General features: G+C 64.7%; 18 protein-coding genes. 11 read left to right on the forward strand and 7 right to left on the reverse strand.

Annotation, left to right across the window (positions count from 1 at the left end):
- Positions 1-97: 97 nt before the first annotated feature.
- Positions 98-1,213, forward strand: coding sequence for an ATP-dependent DNA helicase (locus tag AC0L27_RS24085; protein ID WP_007596183.1), 1,116 nt, complete (start codon positions 98-100; stop codon positions 1,211-1,213).
- Positions 1,214-1,312: 99 nt separating this feature from the next.
- Here the strand turns inward: AC0L27_RS24085 and AC0L27_RS24090 are convergent, their stop codons facing one another.
- Positions 1,313-3,010, reverse strand: a complete 1,698-nt coding sequence (locus AC0L27_RS24090) for a caspase family protein (protein WP_354204818.1) — start codon at positions 3,008-3,010, stop codon at positions 1,313-1,315.
- A gap of 245 nt (positions 3,011-3,255) precedes the next feature.
- Here AC0L27_RS24090 and msrA point away from each other — a divergent pair, with 245 nt between their 5' ends.
- The 4 genes from msrA (at position 3,256) to AC0L27_RS24110 (ending at position 5,201) form a co-directional block, all read left to right on the forward strand.
- On the forward strand, positions 3,256-3,960 hold the full coding sequence (gene msrA, locus AC0L27_RS24095; RefSeq protein WP_354204816.1) for a peptide-methionine (S)-S-oxide reductase MsrA: 705 nt from the start codon (positions 3,256-3,258) through the stop codon (positions 3,958-3,960).
- Between the two features lie 43 nt (positions 3,961-4,003).
- Positions 4,004-4,423 carry a peptide-methionine (R)-S-oxide reductase MsrB gene (gene msrB / locus AC0L27_RS24100; protein WP_354204814.1) on the forward strand — a complete coding sequence of 140 codons (420 nt, stop codon included), beginning with the start codon at positions 4,004-4,006 and terminating at the stop codon, positions 4,421-4,423.
- Positions 4,424-4,532: 109 nt separating this feature from the next.
- Positions 4,533-4,697: a DUF3309 family protein gene (locus AC0L27_RS24105; protein ID WP_354059843.1), complete on the forward strand. Its 165-nt coding sequence runs from the start codon at positions 4,533-4,535 to the stop codon at positions 4,695-4,697.
- A 210-nt stretch (positions 4,698-4,907) separates the two neighbouring features.
- The gene (locus AC0L27_RS24110; protein ID WP_007596188.1) at positions 4,908-5,201 is read left to right on the forward strand and encodes a hypothetical protein; all 294 of its coding nucleotides are present in this window, start codon (positions 4,908-4,910) and stop codon (positions 5,199-5,201) included.
- 79 nt (positions 5,202-5,280) lie between these two features.
- Here the strand turns inward: AC0L27_RS24110 and AC0L27_RS24115 are convergent, their stop codons facing one another.
- Both AC0L27_RS24115 and AC0L27_RS24120 read right to left on the reverse strand, forming a co-directional pair.
- Complete coding sequence (locus tag AC0L27_RS24115; protein WP_354204812.1) at positions 5,281-5,838, reverse strand: DUF4112 domain-containing protein; 558 nt, start codon at positions 5,836-5,838, stop codon at positions 5,281-5,283.
- Positions 5,839-5,899: 61 nt separating this feature from the next.
- Positions 5,900-6,325: a DUF5413 family protein gene (locus tag AC0L27_RS24120; protein WP_275169530.1), complete on the reverse strand. Its 426-nt coding sequence runs from the start codon at positions 6,323-6,325 to the stop codon at positions 5,900-5,902.
- Positions 6,326-6,468: 143 nt separating this feature from the next.
- Between AC0L27_RS24120 and AC0L27_RS24125 the strand changes: the two genes are divergently transcribed.
- The 3 genes from AC0L27_RS24125 (at position 6,469) to AC0L27_RS24135 (ending at position 7,514) form a co-directional block, all read left to right on the forward strand.
- Positions 6,469-6,714, forward strand: coding sequence for a hypothetical protein (locus tag AC0L27_RS24125; protein ID WP_247431606.1), 246 nt, complete (start codon positions 6,469-6,471; stop codon positions 6,712-6,714).
- 37 nt (positions 6,715-6,751) lie between these two features.
- Positions 6,752-6,979, forward strand: coding sequence for a hypothetical protein (locus tag AC0L27_RS24130; RefSeq protein ID WP_007614124.1), 228 nt, complete (start codon positions 6,752-6,754; stop codon positions 6,977-6,979).
- 259 nt (positions 6,980-7,238) lie between these two features.
- Positions 7,239-7,514 (forward strand): hypothetical protein, encoded by a 276-nt coding sequence (locus tag AC0L27_RS24135; protein WP_354059840.1) that lies wholly within the window; start codon positions 7,239-7,241, stop codon positions 7,512-7,514.
- Positions 7,515-7,674: 160 nt separating this feature from the next.
- Here AC0L27_RS24135 and AC0L27_RS24140 read toward each other — a convergent pair whose 3' ends face one another.
- Together AC0L27_RS24140 and AC0L27_RS24145 are read right to left on the reverse strand one after the other, a co-directional pair.
- Positions 7,675-9,300 (reverse strand): hypothetical protein, encoded by a 1,626-nt coding sequence (locus AC0L27_RS24140; RefSeq protein ID WP_275169533.1) that lies wholly within the window; start codon positions 9,298-9,300, stop codon positions 7,675-7,677.
- A gap of 37 nt (positions 9,301-9,337) precedes the next feature.
- Positions 9,338-10,630, reverse strand: a complete 1,293-nt coding sequence (locus tag AC0L27_RS24145; RefSeq protein ID WP_354204808.1) for an adenylosuccinate synthase — start codon at positions 10,628-10,630, stop codon at positions 9,338-9,340.
- Between the two features lie 368 nt (positions 10,631-10,998).
- Between AC0L27_RS24145 and AC0L27_RS24150 the strand changes: the two genes are divergently transcribed.
- Positions 10,999-11,931 carry a DMT family transporter gene (locus AC0L27_RS24150; RefSeq protein ID WP_354204806.1) on the forward strand — a complete coding sequence of 311 codons (933 nt, stop codon included), beginning with the start codon at positions 10,999-11,001 and terminating at the stop codon, positions 11,929-11,931.
- Between the two features lie 51 nt (positions 11,932-11,982).
- On the opposite strand, the gene AC0L27_RS24155 is transcribed toward AC0L27_RS24150, so the two are convergent.
- A complete protein-coding gene (locus AC0L27_RS24155) occupies positions 11,983-12,372 on the reverse strand; it encodes a DUF1330 domain-containing protein (protein ID WP_473320591.1) in 390 nt (129 codons plus the stop codon).
- Positions 12,373-12,477: 105 nt separating this feature from the next.
- On the opposite strand from AC0L27_RS24155, the gene AC0L27_RS24160 reads away from it, so the two are divergent.
- Entirely contained in the window at positions 12,478-13,413 is a 936-nt protein-coding gene (locus AC0L27_RS24160) for a DMT family transporter (RefSeq protein ID WP_354204802.1), read from the forward strand.
- Positions 13,414-13,510: 97 nt separating this feature from the next.
- On the forward strand, positions 13,511-14,488 hold the full coding sequence (locus AC0L27_RS24165) for a Bug family tripartite tricarboxylate transporter substrate binding protein (RefSeq protein ID WP_354256875.1): 978 nt from the start codon (positions 13,511-13,513) through the stop codon (positions 14,486-14,488).
- A gap of 154 nt (positions 14,489-14,642) precedes the next feature.
- Here the strand turns inward: AC0L27_RS24165 and AC0L27_RS24170 are convergent, their stop codons facing one another.
- The gene (locus tag AC0L27_RS24170; RefSeq protein WP_473320550.1) at positions 14,643-16,328 is read right to left on the reverse strand and encodes a methyl-accepting chemotaxis protein; all 1,686 of its coding nucleotides are present in this window, start codon (positions 16,326-16,328) and stop codon (positions 14,643-14,645) included.
- Between the last annotated feature and the right edge of the window lie 216 nt (positions 16,329-16,544).

Consider the following 16,544-nt stretch of genomic DNA (forward strand, 5'->3'; position numbering starts at 1 on the left):
CGCTGGCAACCGGATTTGCGCGGCTTGAACCGGCGGTGCGAATGGTTAGTTTTGGGGCTGGCGAATCGCTCCGTTTCGCCCCCTCCTCAAGACAGACATGGCCACATTCACCCCGCATCAGGATGCCGCGCTCAAGGCCGTTGGCGACTGGCTCAAGGCCAAACCCGGGCGCAACGGCACGCCGCCGGTGTTCCGCCTGTTCGGCTATGCCGGCACCGGCAAGACCACGCTGGCGCGGCACATCGCCGACGGCGTCGACGGCGAGGTGAAGTTCGCCGCCTTCACCGGCAAGGCGGCGCTGGTCATGCGCAACAAGGGTTGCGACGAAGCCTCCACCATCCATTCGCTGATCTACCGCACCCGCGAATCCGGCGAGGAACAACCCAGCTTCGAGCTGTGGGACGACGCCCCGGCCTCCAAGGCCAAGCTGATCGTGATCGACGAATGTTCGATGGTCGATGCCGAATTGGGCCGCGACCTGATGTCGTTCGACTGCCCGCTGCTGGTGCTGGGCGATCCCGCGCAGCTGCCGCCGATCCAGGGCGGCGGCTTCTTCACCAATACCGAGCCGGACGCGATGCTGACAGAGGTGCACCGCCAGGCCCAGGACGACCCGATCGTGCGGATGTCGATGGACGTTCGTGAGGGACGCGAGCTCGACATCGGCCGCTACGGCGAGAGCGAGGTGGTATCGCGCAAGGAGCTCGACCCCGATCGCGTCATGGCCGCCGACCAGGTGCTGGTCGGCCGCAACAACACGCGGCGCGCGTATAATATGCGGGTGCGTCAGCGCCAGAACATCGAAGACGTCTTCCCCGTCGCCGGCGACAAGCTGGTCTGCCTGCGCAACAACCGCAAGAAGGGCCTGTTCAACGGCGGGCTGTGGCGCGTGAAGTCGCGCAACACCTCGCGCTCGAAATCCCGCATTCTCAGCATGAGGCTGTCGCCGGACGAGGATCTCGGCCACAAGGTGACGAAGGTCTCGGTGCGCGCCGATTGCTTCGAGGGCGGCGTCGAGGCGATCGCCTGGGAGCAGCGCAAGCCCTATGACGAGTTCGACTACGGCTACGTGCTGACAGTGCACAAGTCGCAAGGCTCGCAATGGGACGACGTCGTGCTGTTCGACGAGAGCTTTGCCTTTCAGGAGAGCCGCGCCAGGTGGCTGTACACGGGAATTACGCGGGCGGCGAAGCGGCTGAGCATCGTGGTGTGAGGCCCGTAGGGTGGGTTAGCCGAAGGCGTAACCCACCTCTTCTGTCTCCTCGGATCGCAACAGTGGTGGGTTACGCTTCGCTAACCCACGCTACGATCCCTACTTCCCCGCGACGAAATAAAAATCCTCTCTTCCCGGCGGCGAGCCGTATGAAAACGGCTGCTGCACGTGCTTGGTCACAAGCCAGACATCGTCGCGGACGATGTCGAACAGTTTCCGGATCTCGACGCGCGGCACCTTGATTTCGCGGGCGAGCGCGGTGGCGAACGGGCTGTCGGCGCCGCCGTCGCCGTCCATCGCGGTCTCGCCGTGCTTGGCGGCGTAGACCACCATGAAGCCGGCGCCAGGCTCGATGTTGGAAAAGCCCTTGTCTACCAGCTTCAGCGACAGCGTGCGCTGCATGGTCGGCGCGAACGGATTGTCGCGGCAGGCATCCAGCATCACCAGACGCACTTTTCGCGCAGCGCCCACCGCCGCGATCACCTGCTCCAGCGCAACCGCCTGGGTCTCGGCGTCCCTGTCGGCGGCGAGCTTGGCATCGACGGGAACGAGATAATTCACGCCGCCGATCTCGAAACCGTGGCCGGCGTAATAGACCACCGCCCAATCCGCCTTCTCCGCCTCGGCCGCAAACGTTTGCAACGCTTCGAAGAACTTGTCGCGGGTCAGGTCGCTGACGGATATCACGGTCTGGAAGCCGACATCGCGCAGCACGGCTGCGATCATTTTCGAGTCACGTGGCGGATTGGGCAAGGCGTGGACGTTCTTGTAGGCACCGTTGCCGATCACAAGCGCCACGCGGCGTCCCGTGGATCCAGCCGACGGCTGCGGGGTCAGCGCGGCTAATCGCTCCTGTGCGATCGCGCGGGCACGCGCGACATCGAACTCGTCGAACTTCGTCAACGAATAGGCCGCCGCGCGATAGTCTGCACGGGCCTGGGCAAGATCCTTCTTGCGCTCGTAGATCTGGCCGCGACCCGAATGTGCCCGGACGTTGTTCGGGTTGATCTGGATCGCAATGTTGTAGTCCTTCAGCGCGGCGTCGAAATCGCCCTTCAACATGTTGACGTCGGCGCGATTGTTGATCGCGTACACGTTTTTCGGCTGCTTTTCGATCAAGCCGTTGCAATCGGCGAAGGCCTGGTCGAACTTGCCCATCATGCCGTAGGTGATGCAACGATTGCTAATGATCTGCGGCGCGGCCGGTTCGATCTTCTCGGCCTCCGCGAAATCGGCGAGCGCGCCGTCAAAATCCTTCATCAGCGTGCGCACGCGGGCGCGGTTGGTGTAGCCGAGCAGAAACTTGGGCGCGTATTTGATCGACAGGTTGAAATCGTCGAGCGCGCTTTGCAGCGCCCCCCGGCGCACCTGGATGATGCCGCGGTTGTTATAGGGGACACCGTAGGTCGGGCGCTTCTGGAGCGCGAGGTTGTAGTCCGCCATCGCACGGTCGTCCTGGCCCGTCCGCTCATAGGCGAGGCCGCGCAAATTGAGCGTGACGACGTTGTCGGGATCGAGGTCGACGGCCATGGACAAGGTCTCGATCGCGTGGATGTAGTCGCGCTTGTTGATCAGCGTATTGCCGCGCACGGAGAGCGCGATGGCCTTGTCCTTGCCGGTGAGCCGGTCGGCGTTGAGCAAATTGTCGCAGGCCTGCGCCCTCGCCTGCGCATCCGCCTGGCGGTCGCGGCAAAGGGCGAGGTCGTCGCCGGGTTTCGGATCGGCCGCCGCGATCGAACTCCAGCCGGCCAGGACGGCGAGCACAGCGACGAGGGTCAGGGATGCGACGCGCAGCATGTTGTCAGGTCAGCTCCAGCCACGATTCTTTTAAGTCGATCACCGATCGCGCCGGTTCATCTAGCGCGGAGTTCCTGTCCTCGCCAAGCCGGGCTGCTCCAGGCGGCGCGTTTCACAGACTCGTGTCCGTCCGACCGTAACAATCGCCCGGTCCGCCCGTATCTCGAATGTCCGAAAATGCCGGGCAGGCTGTTCGCCCGGCCCCAACCGCCCTAGACTGTCAGACCTTCGGAAAGAGGATCGCCATGCGCCGACCTGCCCTCCTGTCCCTGCTCGCCGCAACCACCGCCCTGACGCTGGCCTTTGCCGCGCCGACCCGGGCCGCAGAGGATGCGGTCGTGATCCCCGCTCCCGCGGTTGACGCGGCGCCCGCAAGCGGGATCCAGACCGCCGTGATCGCCGGCGGCTGCTTCTGGGGCGTGCAGGGCGTGTTCCAGCACACCGCAGGCGTCGTCAACGCGGTCTCCGGCTACGCCGGCGGCACCAAGGCGACGGCCGACTACCAGACCGTATCGAGCGGCCGGACCGGCCACGCGGAATCCGTCGAGATCAAATACGACCCGAAGAAGATCTCCTACGGCAAGATCCTCCAGATCTACTTCTCGGTGGCGCACGACCCGACCCAGCTCGACCGGCAGGGCCCCGACACCGGCACGCAATATCGCTCGGCGATCTTCACCACCTCCGACGAGCAGAAGAAGGTGGCCGAGGCCTATATCGCCCAGCTCAACGGCGCCAAGGTCTTCAGCAAGCCGATCGCGACCAAGGTCGGCGCGCTTGAGGCGTTCTATCCGGCGGAGCCCTATCACCAGGATTATCTGACCCTGCACCCGAACCAGCCCTATATCGCCTACAACGACCTCCCGAAGGTCGAGAACCTGAAAAAGCTGTTTGCGGATAACTATATCGAGAAGCCGACGCTGGTGAGCGCCAGCAAGGCCACCAACTGATCGCGAGATCATCGAAACAAGATCATCGAAAAACGGGAGACCCATGCCCGACACCAAGACGAAAACCACGGACGACAAGGTCATCAAGAGCGAACAGCAATGGCGCAGCGAATTGTCGCCGATGCAATACGCGGTGCTGCGCGAGAAGGCGACCGAGCGTCCCTTCTCCGGCGAATATGAGCACGACCACCGCGCCGGCACCTATACCTGCGCCGGCTGCGGCAATGTGCTGTTCGAGTCCGACGCGAAGTTCGATTCCGGCTGCGGCTGGCCGAGCTTCACCCAGCCCGCCGTCGAGGGCCATATCGACGAGGAGCGGGACGTCAGCCACGGCATGATCCGCACCGAGGTGCTGTGCGCCAAATGCAGCGGCCATCTTGGCCATGTCTTCCCCGACGGCCCGGGACCGACGGGCTTGCGCTACTGCATCAATTCCGCGGCGATGAAGCTCGAACCCAAATAAACCTTGCGCGCCGCCGGGTTCCGTCATGGAACCCGGCGGCGCGATGTGCTTTTCTTCCCCCGGTGGTGCGGCCGGCCATGGCCTTGCGGCGGCCGCCAGGGAGGATGCCATGACGCTTGGGACCATCCTGATCATCCTGGTGATCATTTATCTCGTCGGCGGCCTGTCGGGCCGCCTCGGTGGCTACGGCTACGGAATGGGTCATTCCGGCATGGGGATCGGCGGCCTCGTTTTGGTGGTGCTGCTCGTGCTCCTGCTCCTTGGCAAGCTATAACCAATCAAGTCACTGATATTATTACGATTTTTTCGGTTGCGGAGCTGCCATGCGCGGATTCATCATCTCGCATCGCGGGGGTCGCAATTTTGTCAAAACGGGCTATATTAGAGGACGAAAATGACATGTGCGGCGCCCACTCAATCGTGGCCTCTGCCCGTCTAAACCCCACGCGCTTAAAGCCCCAGAGAGATCACGAGGTCTTTGACCATGCGTCCACTGCGTCCGTTCAACTTCAATACTTCCGCCGAACTCTTCCCCGCTGCGATCCGCAAGAAGAAGCGTGCAGGCTTCACCTATCGCCGGTTCGGCACCGCGGCCGAAGCCGTCCAGTTCGCGATGGAGCAGTTGCCGACGGACTCGCTGAACGGCGCCTATCTCCAGGTCGAGGAAGCGCGCTTCGACCAGAACGGCATCCGCTCGCTCTATGAGAGCGAAGCCTTCCCGCTGCCCCGCCACCGCAAGCCGGTAGAAGCCAGCACCGACGCTGCTGACGCGGCGTAAGTTTCCGTAAGCCCACTCCGATGTGCGCTCAGGGCGCGATGGCCGAAAGGCCGTCGCGCTTTTTGCGTTTTGGGCGGTGTCAGATGCGCGGCTGCTTGTCGAGCCAGCGGCGGAGCAGGCGCACGTTGCGCATGTTGGCACGGAACATGACATCGAAGGCGTCGCCCGCGAACGGAACGATGCCGACGACGCCATCGAGGGCGACATTTCCGAGCATGCGCGCGGTGATGTACCAGGGTGCCCCGAGCGCCCTCGCCTCTCGCACCAGCCAGAGCGAGATCGCGGTGGTGATGATGTCGCCGACGACGGGGATCAGTCCGATCAACCCATCGATGCCATAGCGGATATTGGTCCCGGGCAGCACGAAGGCGACATCGAGCAGCTTTGCAATCGCCTCGATCCGCGCAATCCGCTGCTCGCGCGTCAGATTGCCGAACGGGTTGCCAGCGAAGGGACTGTCCTTGCCGAACTCGAAGCGAAACTCGCGAAAGCCCTGCTCCAGCGTTTCGGGCCGGATCTCGTGACCGTCCTGATCGATGATCGGCCCACGGCCCCCGATGCCCGAAGAGGCCGCACCCGAGCGGTTTCCCGAACGGGATCGACGCGGAGCAAGAATATCGTCATCGGACATGGTCATGGCCTGTAGGGAACGCGCCAGCGCGGCGGAGGTTGCTGCGGCGTGATCGAAGGTCGCGCCCTCAAGTCTGTGCCGCCGCCGGCTGCGGCTCCTCGACATATCTATGCACGAGCCAGGATGAAATCACCGCCGGCACGAACCCGACGAGGCCGTACAGGATGAACTGCACCGCGCCCGAGTCCGGCCCGCGCGAGCTGTAGGTCAGCGAGGCCAGGATGAAGGCGAACACGCCGACCAGCAGCATCCGCAGCACCGGGCCGATCCGGCGGATGTGGATCAGGATGTCGTCGACCGCACCGATCATCAGCGAGGGCAGAAAGCCGAACAGATAGCTGTATTGCAGGGTTTTGAAGAACACCGCGAACAGCTTGCCGACCTCGCCGAGACTGGTCTGGGTCCAATAGCCGGACTGGTAGGTCGTCGTCAGCAGCAGCAGGAACCCGCCCACGAACGGGCCGACCAGCGCAAACACGAGATAGCGTTTCATCAGGCACCCTCATCCTTGGCCCCGTTTATAGCAGGGCCGCGGGAACCTTGAATAGCGGGGGTACGGCACTGCGTCGGGAACAAGCGGCACAGCGACGAGTTCAGACAGGACCTGAAACTCACCTGTCAGATTTGGAGCCGCCGATGTCCCGCAAACTGTTCTTCCTGGCGACGATCGCGCTGACGGCCGTGAGCGGCCTGTCGAACGCGCCCGCTCTCGCACAAGGCCATATGGGTTCGCCGCAGGAGCAGCAGGCCTGTTCGCGGGACGCCTCGCGCTTCTGCCGCAAGGACCTCGGCAATGACATGGCGGTGCAAGGCTGCTTGCAAGCCAACAGAGCCAAGCTGTCGCGCTCTTGCAGCAAGGTGTTTCAGAGCCACGGCATGTAAGGACCGGAACAATTCCCGGATAATGGAGAGTGAAGCCATGTTGCGCGACGAACAGCTCTCGATTCTCAGGGACATCAGCCAATCCATTGCCTTTGCCGACGACCGGCACGGCAAGATAGGCGAGCTGATCGCCGACGGTTACGTGATGAAGGACGGCGATCTGTTCGAGCTCACGGCAAAGGGCGTTACTGCTGTCGAGGAGCACGCAGCGCTTGGCGCAAGCGATGCGGAACAAGCGAGCGTGTCCTCCGATCGGTTGATCTGATCGCACGCGAGTCGCATTGTGCGTGACGTGCGCGCAACAATTGCGAATTCCTTTTTGCCCGCCATTGCAGCTGCGCGACAATGGCGCATACTTGATTCGGGCGGCGCAGCACTTTTCGATTCGAACATCACGAGAGATCGAGCGACCACATGCGGGATTGAGGTCCCGGCGTGAAGGCTGTGACATGCGGCAGATCAAGCCGCGTGCGGCGCCCCAAAACCAAGTGGCTCAACCCACGGAACTCGGGGACGCATTCCGCATGACACGCTACCAGACCATCGCAACTCTCTTCGCCGTCACAACCGCAGCCATCGCATTCCAGACATCGCCCGGCCATTCCTTCTCGTCCGAAGCGCAGCAGATGTGCTCCGGCGATGCCATGCGGCTGTGCTCGAGTGAGATCCCCGACATCCCCAGGATCAGGGCCTGCATGGTGCAGAAGAAGGCTCAGGTCAGCCCGGGCTGTCGCGCCGTGATGGACCGCGAGCACGCAGCCGCGACAGGATCGCGCAAGCGGGAAGCCACGGCGCAGTAGAGAGAGAGCGTACCTGCGGCCATCCTTCGAGACGCCCGCCCAAGGACGGGCCCTCAGGATGAGGTCGCGTTTCGCGGCGAGATATCAAACCCTCATGGTGAGGAGCCCACCTAGGCGGGCGTCTCGAACCATGCAGGCCGAGGTCTCACGGAGTAGAGATCTAGTCGCCCCACTGCGCGAAGGCGTCGTTGAAGGCGCGCTCGCCGGGAGCGCCCTTCTCGATGGCGATGATGGCGCGGCGCTGGTTGGCATAGACCAGGGGCACGTCGAACCAGGAACGCTCCTTCAGGAGCTGGACGTTGCGGCTGCGGTCGGCGTCGACGTTGGAGAGGCCGACCAGGAAGAAGCCGTCGGTGACCTTGACCGCGAGCCCTGCGAGCGGCGTGCCGCGTGCCTGCTCGTTCGACTTCATCAGGATGCCCGGCACGTTGGCGACGCCGCCGCCCGGAAAGTCCGACGGCAGGACGAAGGTCAGCTCCGCGGTATGACTCGCCGGCAGCGAGGAGTCAGTGTTGCGGCGGAACGACATCGTCATCTTGAACTTGCGGTCCGGGATCTCGATGTCGGCGCGCACGGCGACGTCGGCCTTCTGGTTGCCCGACGCCTTGATCGGCTCGAGCCGCCACACCACCGAGCCGACATACTGCTTGCCCTTCGGATCGGATGGATCCTCGTCATAGAGCACGACCTTCTGCGCCACCGGCGCGACCGGCTGGTCGCTGGCCGAGGGCTGGCCGACGCGATCCGGTATCTTGGGCTTGCTCTGCGGCTGAGACGAATCCCTGGGCGCCTCCACCACTTGCGTCGGCGAAGACTTCAACAGGTTGGTCGCGGTCTGGACCAGCTGCTTGCCCCAGAGGATGCCGGCACCGACCAGGATCAGCACGATGCCGACGGCGATCGCGCTCTTGAACGGAAAGGCGCGGCCGGTGCGGGCGCGCTTCTTCTTCGTGTCGCGGTCGAGAACGGGGATGTGCGGACGTTGCGACGGCGGCTGCGACTGCGGCGCGTAGCGCTCGGCCTCCTCGATCGATTCGTCGTAGGAGTAGGGCGCGTCCGCCCCGGCGGCGCGATTCTCCAGGCTCGGCTCAAGCCGGTCGAATTCCGGCGAGGGCGAGGGCACGTTGGCGTAAGTGCGGCGCGCGGCACGGTTGGCCTGCGCGGCGGCGCCGCCGAGATCGTTGGCGTCGGCCGTGATGTCGCGGAAGCCGCGCACGCCCGGTGCCGGCGGCAGCGGCGGCGGAGGTCCCATGTCGGGCGGACGGCGCCCGCTGGCGCGATCACGTCCGGGCGGCGGAGGCTCCGGCATCGACGGCGGTGCCGACGGACCCGGCTGCCGCGGCGCGTCGAAACGCGGAGCCCGCGGCGCGCGCGGGGCCTCGCCCTGGTCATCGACGTTGAAGGAGGGCCGGTCGGCGCGCGGCGGCGGCGGAGCCGGACGGGTGCGCGGCGGGGCAGAAGTTTGGGGCGCGGGCGCGTTGCCCTCGGTGGCGCGGGTGCTGGCGCGGCGGAAGGCATCGCCACTACCGCTGCTGCGGGCACCGCCACCCGGGCGCGAGGCCTCGCGGGCACGCTGGGCAGCCTCCGATTCCACCTTGCGGACGGCCTCTTCCAGCGAAAGTCGCTCGCGGGTGATCTCGGATTCGGAGAGCGGCGGCTGCACGCTGCGGAGCTGCGCGATCAGCGCCGTACGCGCCCGCTCGTAGAGCGCGCGACGGCTCTCGCCGGGAGCGTTGGGGTCCAGGGCGGCAATAGCGCGGGCGATCAGCGGATAGTAATCAGCCATTTCTACTCAATTATACGCGCGTCCCGGTAAGAGATCGTTAAGCCTCAAACGGATTTTGTACCAGGATAGTATCCTCGCGTTCGGGGCTGGTGGAAAGCAGTGCGACCGGGCACCCCACCAATTCCTCGATCCGGCGGACATATTTGATCGCCTGGGCCGGCAGCTGGGCCCAGGACCGCGCATTGGCGGTCGGCTCCTTCCAGCCCTCGATGGTCTCGTAGATCGGCTCGACCCGGGCCTGGGCGCCTTCGCCCGCCGGGAAATGATCGATCTCCTTGCCGTCCAGCTTGTAGCCGGTGCAGACCTCGATCGTGTCGAAGCCGTCGAGAATGTCGAGCTTGGTCAGCGCCAAACCGTTGATGCCGCAGGTCCGGACCGCCTGGCGAACCAGAACCGCATCGAACCAGCCGCAGCGGCGCGGCCGCCCGGTATTGGTGCCGAACTCGCGGCCGCGCTCGCCGATCTTGCGGCCTGTCGCGTTGTCCTGCTCGGTCGGGAACGGGCCCTGGCCGACGCGGGTCGTGTAGGCCTTGCAGAGGCCGAGCACATAGCCGACCGCGGCGGGGCCAAGGCCCGAGCCGGTCGCGGCCTGCGCCGCCACCGTATTGGACGAGGTGACGTAAGGGTAGGTGCCGTGATCGACGTCGAGCAGCGCGCCTTGCGCGCCTTCGAACAGCATGCGCTTGCCCTCGCGCCGCTTGGTGTCGAGCAGCCGCCACACCGTCTCGGCATAGGGCAGGAGCTGCGGCGCGAGCGCAGTCAATTCCTTCAGGATCTCCTTGCCGTCGAACTCCGGCAGGCCGAGGCCGCGGCGCAATGCGTTGTGATGCGCCAGCAGCCGGTCGATCTTGTGCGGCAGCGTGTCGAGATCGGCGAGGTCCATCAAGCGGATGGCGCGGCGGCCGACCTTGTCCTCGTAGGCCGGGCCGATGCCGCGGCGGGTGGTGCCGATCGCGGTCGCCGCATTGGCGGATTCGCGATGCGCGTCGAGCTCGCGATGCAGCGGCAGGATCAGGGTGACGTTCTCGGCGACCCGCAGATTGTCCGGGCTGACCGCGACGCCCTGCGACCGCAGCTTGGTGACCTCGTCGAGGAAGGCGGCGGGATCGAACACGACGCCGTTGCCGATCACCGACAGCTTCTGCTCGCGCAGCACGCCCGAGGGCAGCAGCGCCAGCTTGTAGGTCTTGCCGTTGATCACCAGCGTGTGGCCGGCGTTATGGCCGCCCTGGAAACGGACGACGATGTCCGCCTGCTCCGACAACCAGTCGACGATCTTGCCCTTTCCTTCGTCGCCCCACTGGGCGCCGACGACGACAACATTGGCCATTCGCGGGTAATCCCTATGCAATCTGTTAGATGCGCCCAGCCCAATCACGGCCGGGGCCGCTCGAACGCGAGGCAGCCAACCGGATAAAGGATGCAGCCTCTGTAAGCAAGCAAGAACGGGGCCTTTTTGGGGCCGCGAGCGCGCTCCAAGCCTTTGATATCCCCGGAAAATTCAGAACCCTTCGCGACAAGCGCAATGGCTTCGACCAAAGCGTGAGAGGCTGCTTCCACCGCTGCATGGTCGCGATGCATCCGGCCCCCGTTGATGCAACCTCGATTTCCGTGTCTTTGAGGGAGCCGGGTTACGAGCCGGCCCGGGTGCCGCCGGGCCGGAGGCTTGGCGCATGACGCGGGGCCACAACAATCACAATGTCCGCCACCGGCCAGACCACGAACACGGAAACATCCGGCCACAACTGGATCGCCAACCAGCCTTATCTGCTGCTCAGCATCACCGCGCTGTGCTGGGCCGGCAATGCCATCGTCGGACGGCTCGCCGCCGGTCACATCCCGCCGGTGACGCTGTCGTTCCTGCGCTGGTTCTTCGCCTTCCTGCTGGTGCTGCCGTTCGCCTGGAAACACCTCGCGCAGGACTGGCCCGCGATCCGCGGCAAGCTCGGCCTGATGGTCACGCTCTCGATCACCGGCATCGGTGCCTTCAACACGTTGCAATATTGGGCGCTGGAGCATACGCAGGCGCTCAACACGTTGCTGCTCCAGTCGGCCGCGCCGCTCGTCGTGGCGCTGTGGTCGCTCGCCATCCTCGGTGTCAGGCTCACCGTGGCGCAGGCCTTCGGCGTGCTGCTGTCGATGTGCGGCGTGCTGATCATTCTGCTGCATGGCGATTTCACCACGCTGTCGAACATCGATTTCAACAAGGGCGACCTCATCTTCGTCGTCGCGCTGATCATCTTCGCGCTCTATTCGGTGCTGACCCTGAAGCGGCCGCCGATGCACGGCCTGTCGTTCCTCGCCTTCACCTTCGGCTGCGGTGCTGCCTGTCTCATTCCACTGGAGATCTGGGAGTTGTCCGCGCGCCCCGTGATGAAGCTCGACGGGCCGAACCTCCTGACCCTGTTCTATGTCGCGGTGTTCCCCTCGACGCTCGCCTATCTCTGCTTCAATCGCGGTGTCCGCCTGATCGGCGCCAACCGCGCCGCGCCGTTCTTCCATGTCGTGCCGGTGTTCGGCTCCATCATGGCAATGGCATTTCTGGGCGAGCACCCGCAGGCGTTCCACTTCATCGGCTTCGCGCTGGTGCTGGCCGGCGTGTTCGTGGCGTCACGGAAGCAGGCGGCATAGGTCCTCCTTCTCCGCCGTAGGAGAGGGAAAAGCGCGGCGCGGCAGCGAGGGCTATTTCGTCTTGAACTTGCTGTACGCTTCGTTCGTCGCAATGATGACGTGCTCGGCGCAGGCGTTGAGGCGATGCGGATCGGCCTCGGTCTCATAGGCCTCCGACGTCATCATGTCGACGAAAGCCGCAACCGTGGGATAATAGACCAGCGCCGCGAAATCCCAGTTGTTGCCCTGCTGCGGGCCGAGCGCGACCGCCTTGGCGTCGCCGGTCCAGAGCAGCGTGCCGCCGCGCGCCTTGATCATCGGCACCGTGACCGCACTGTAGCGCAAATAGGCGTCCCAGCCGGAACCGTCGCCGTCGCCCGAGCGCGCGTGGAAGCGCATCAGGTTCAACATCACCACCGGTGCATGCGGATCGAGCCGCTCCAGGCCGTCGATGTTCAACATATTAACCGCCAATCCCGCCTCCTCTGGTCATGCCTGCATTGTAGCATTGCGGCCGCGTGACTTGTGTCACGACGTACATCCGGCGCAAGCTTGTATCCAACGCCAATGACGATCGCTTCGCCCGCGCCACCGGCCTCCAATCCGGCCAGTTGGCTCAACAACCAGCCTTATCTGCTGCTTAGCCTGAGCTCACTGTTCTGGGCCGGCAACATCGTGCTCGCGCGCCACGTCGGTGCGCATGTGCCGCCGCTGACGGTGACCACGATCCGATGGTTCGGCGTGTTCCTGATCCTCCTGCCCTTCGCCTGGCCGCACCTGAAGCGCGACTGGCCGAATTTGCGCAAGAGCCTGCCCCTGATGCTGTTCCTGTCGCTGGTGGGCTTTGCCTTCAACAACGCGATCTCGTACTGGGCGATGCAGTACACGGAGGCGCTGAACGCGCTGCTGATCCAGTCGGCCGGACCGCTGTTCGTGGCGCTGTGGTCGCTGGTGCTGTTCGGCGTGCGGCTGACCGGTGCGCAGCTCGCCGGCATCGCGATCTCGCTTTTCGGCGTGCTGATCATCATCCTGCGCGGCGATCTCGCCGCGCTCGCGAGCATCAGCTTCAACAGGGGGGACATCATGTTCGCCTCCTCGCTGGTGGCGTTCGGGATCTACTCCGCCTTCATCCCGCGGCGGCCGAAGATCCACCAACTGTCCTTTCTCTCCTTCACCACCTGCTGCGGCGCGACGATGCTGCTGCCGACCGCGATCTGGGAGGCCTGGAGCGGCCGCGTCCTGCAACTCGACGGGGTGACGCTGGCGACGCTGGGCTACATCCTGATCTTTCCCTCGACGCTGGCCTATCTGTTCTTCAACCGGGGCGTGGCGCTGATCGGCCCGAACCGCGCCGCGCCGTTCTTCCATCTGGTGCCGGTGTTCGGCTCGGCGATGGCGATCCTGCTGCTGGGCGAAAAGATCCAGCCATTCCACCTGATCGGCTACCTGCTGGTGCTCGCCGGCGTTGTGATCGCCTCGCGCCAGGGATCCGCGGTGAAGTAATTCCGCGCCGCGAGACGAGGCGACAAACTCGCGCCTTCCGATTTCGACGAGGAGACGCTAGGTTCCCCGCCAACGAAAAAAGAGGGAACGAACAGACATGCTTTCAGCGTTGATCCGAAACCTGCGTGCCATCGGCACGGCCGCCGTTTGTCTCGCCGCCGCATCCGCTGCGCAGGCCGACAACTATCCGAGCCGCAACATCACGCTGGTGCTGCCGTTCGCGGCCGGCAGCGGCACCGACACCACGACGCGGCTGATCTCGCAGCATTTGTCGCAGGCACTCGGCGTCGGCATCGTCATCGAGAACAAGGCGGGCGCCAACGGCATGATCGCCGCCACCTATGTCGCGCGCGCCGCGCCCGACGGCTACACGCTGCTGGTGACCACCAACACCACGCATTCGGCCAATCCCTATCTGCTCAAAAGCCTGACCTACGATCCAGTCAAGGACTTCACCCCGATCGCGCGCACCGGCGACCTGCCCTTCATGCTGGTGATCCACCCGGAGGTGCCGGCCAAGACCGTCGGCGAACTCATCGCCTATGGCAAGGCAAATCCGGGCAAGCTGAGCTACGCCTCGGGCTCGTCCTCGGCGATCGTCTCGGGCGCGACCTTTGCGCACAATGCCGGGCTCGATCTTCTGCACGTGCCCTACAAGAGCTCGCCGCCGGCGCTCAACGACGTCATGGGCGGCCGCGTCTCGATGATGTTCGTGGACATCCTGACCGGCCTGCCGCATGTCCAGGGCAACGCGCTACGCGCGCTCGCCGTCACGACAAAGGACCGCTCGCCGCTGGTGCCGAACCTGCCCTCGATGCAGGAGGCCGGCGTGCGGGACTTCGACATCTCGTCGTGGCAGGGCTATTTCGGACCCGCCGGCATGCCCAGGGAGATCGTGACGCGGCTCAATGCAGAGATCCGGAAGATCATCGAGCAGCCGGAGATCAAGGCCAAGCTCGCCACCCTCGGCATGGACGCCTTCTCGGGCACGCCCGAGCAGCTCGGCACGTTCGTGAACGAACAGCTGGTGTTGTGGGAGAAGCTGATCCGGGAGGCGGGGATCGAGAAGCAGTAGGGGCTCGCGAAGCTGCGCGCTCCGCATTTTCCGTCATGGCCGGGCTTGTCCCGGCCATCCACGCCTATCGACGCGTACGGTGTCCCAGAACGTGGATGCCCGGGACAAGCCCGGGCATGACGATGGAGTAGATGGATCGCTCTGGTGTGGCGGCTTACGCCGCGCGCATCTTGGCGAGGAAGCCGTCGACTGCGCTGCGCAACGCGCCGGACTGGCTGTCGAGGTCGCGGGCATTGGTGAGCACGTCGCTTGCCGCCGTGCCGGTCGCTTCCGCGGCCGAGGTGACGCTGCCGATATTGGCGTTGATCTCGCTCGAGCCGGCGGCGACCGACTGGATGTTGCGGGCGATCTCGCGGGTGGCCTCGCCCTGCTGCTCGATCGACGCGGAAATACCCGCGGTGATCTCGCTCATCTCGGCGATGGTCTGGGTGATGCCGCCGATGGCGGCGACCGCATCGCTGGTCGAGGTCTGCATCGCCGCGACCTGGGCGGAGATTTCCTCGGTGGCCTTGGCGGTCTGGTTGGCCAGGGCCTTGACTTCGGAAGCGACGACGGCGAAGCCGCGGCCGGATTCACCGGCACGCGCCGCCTCGATGGTGGCGTTGAGGGCGAGCAGATTGGTCTGTGCCGCGATGGAGTGGATCAGCTTGACCACTTCGCCGATCTTCTCGGCGCCGGTGGAGAGTTCCTGCACCGTGGCATTGGTGCGCTCGGCGTCGTTGACGGCACGGCTCGCCACTTCGGTCGAGCGGGTGACCTGGCGCGAGATTTCCGCAACCGAGCTCGACAGCTCTTCGGCCGCCGCGGCAACCGTGCCGACATTGCCCGACGCTCTCTGCGAGGCCGCGCCGACGGTCGCCGCACGGGAAGAGGCGTCGCTAGCGGTCGCGGTCATGGATTGCGCAGTGGCTTGCATGCCCGTTGCGGCCGAGGAGACCGATCGGACGATGCCGTTGACGCTGCGTTCGAATTCGCTGGCGATGCCCTCCATCGCGCTGCGACGCTCCTCCGCGACACGATCCTTCGCATCGGCTTCGGTCCTCTCGAGGTCGCGAATGCGCAGTGCGTTGTCCTTGAAGATCTGGACGGTCGACGCCATTGCGCCGACTTCGTCGCCACGGCCCACGCCGGGAATGTCGCCCTCGAGCTTGCCCTCGGCGAGATCCTTCATGCGGGCGCCGAGCAGCGCCAAGGGACGGCTGATGCTGCGGCCGAGCAGCCAGGCGACGCTTCCGGCGACGATGACGATACCGAACATGGCGAGACCGAGCAGCCAGTAGACCGGGCCCATCTTTGCGTCGATGTCGTCGAGATAGGCGCCGGTGCCGAGATACATCTCGAGTTCGGGGACGGCCACCGCGTAGCCCATCTTCCGGATCAAGCCTTCCTGGCCCGGTTTCGCGTATTCATAGGTCAAAAGGATTGAACCGTTAGCCTTCGCGCCGTTCATCAGCTCCAAGGACAGTTTGCGGCCATTGGTCAGAACTTCCATGCGGTTGGTGCCGATCTGCTTTGGATCTGGTGCCAGCTGCGTGATACCGTCATAGGACGTCCCGAATAGATAACCGGCGCCTTTGTCATAGGTCATCGCGTTGCCGTAGCGGCGAAGATCAGCCATCGCGGCGTCCTTCGTCATCTCGCCCGCATCCACCCGCTTCTTCAGCGCCACCGCATAGTTACGGCCCATGTCGACGATGGCCTTGGCCTGCTCGATACGCGCGTTCACCATCTCCTGCTTCATCAAATAGCCGGCCAGAAATCCGGAGATGCACAGGCCGAACAAGGTGACGCCGACGAGAATGCCGAGCTTGGGGGCGATCTTCAGATTGCTCAATTTCACGGGATGCTCCGGCAACAAAGGGATAAGGACGCGCGAGGGAATCGATCGCAATTGAATCAACTTTTAGTGGCGAGCCCTTAGCAACCTGTTACGGAGCGCCCCGTAAAAGCCCGGAGGAAACGTCGGCGCCGTCGTACAAATCGCCGCCACGGCAACCGCCGATTGTACGCAACCGCCCTGATTTCGCGTAAAAGACGCAAAGGCCCGCGCAAAGTC

The sequence above is a fragment of the Bradyrhizobium sp. Ken51 genome (assembly GCF_055807435.1).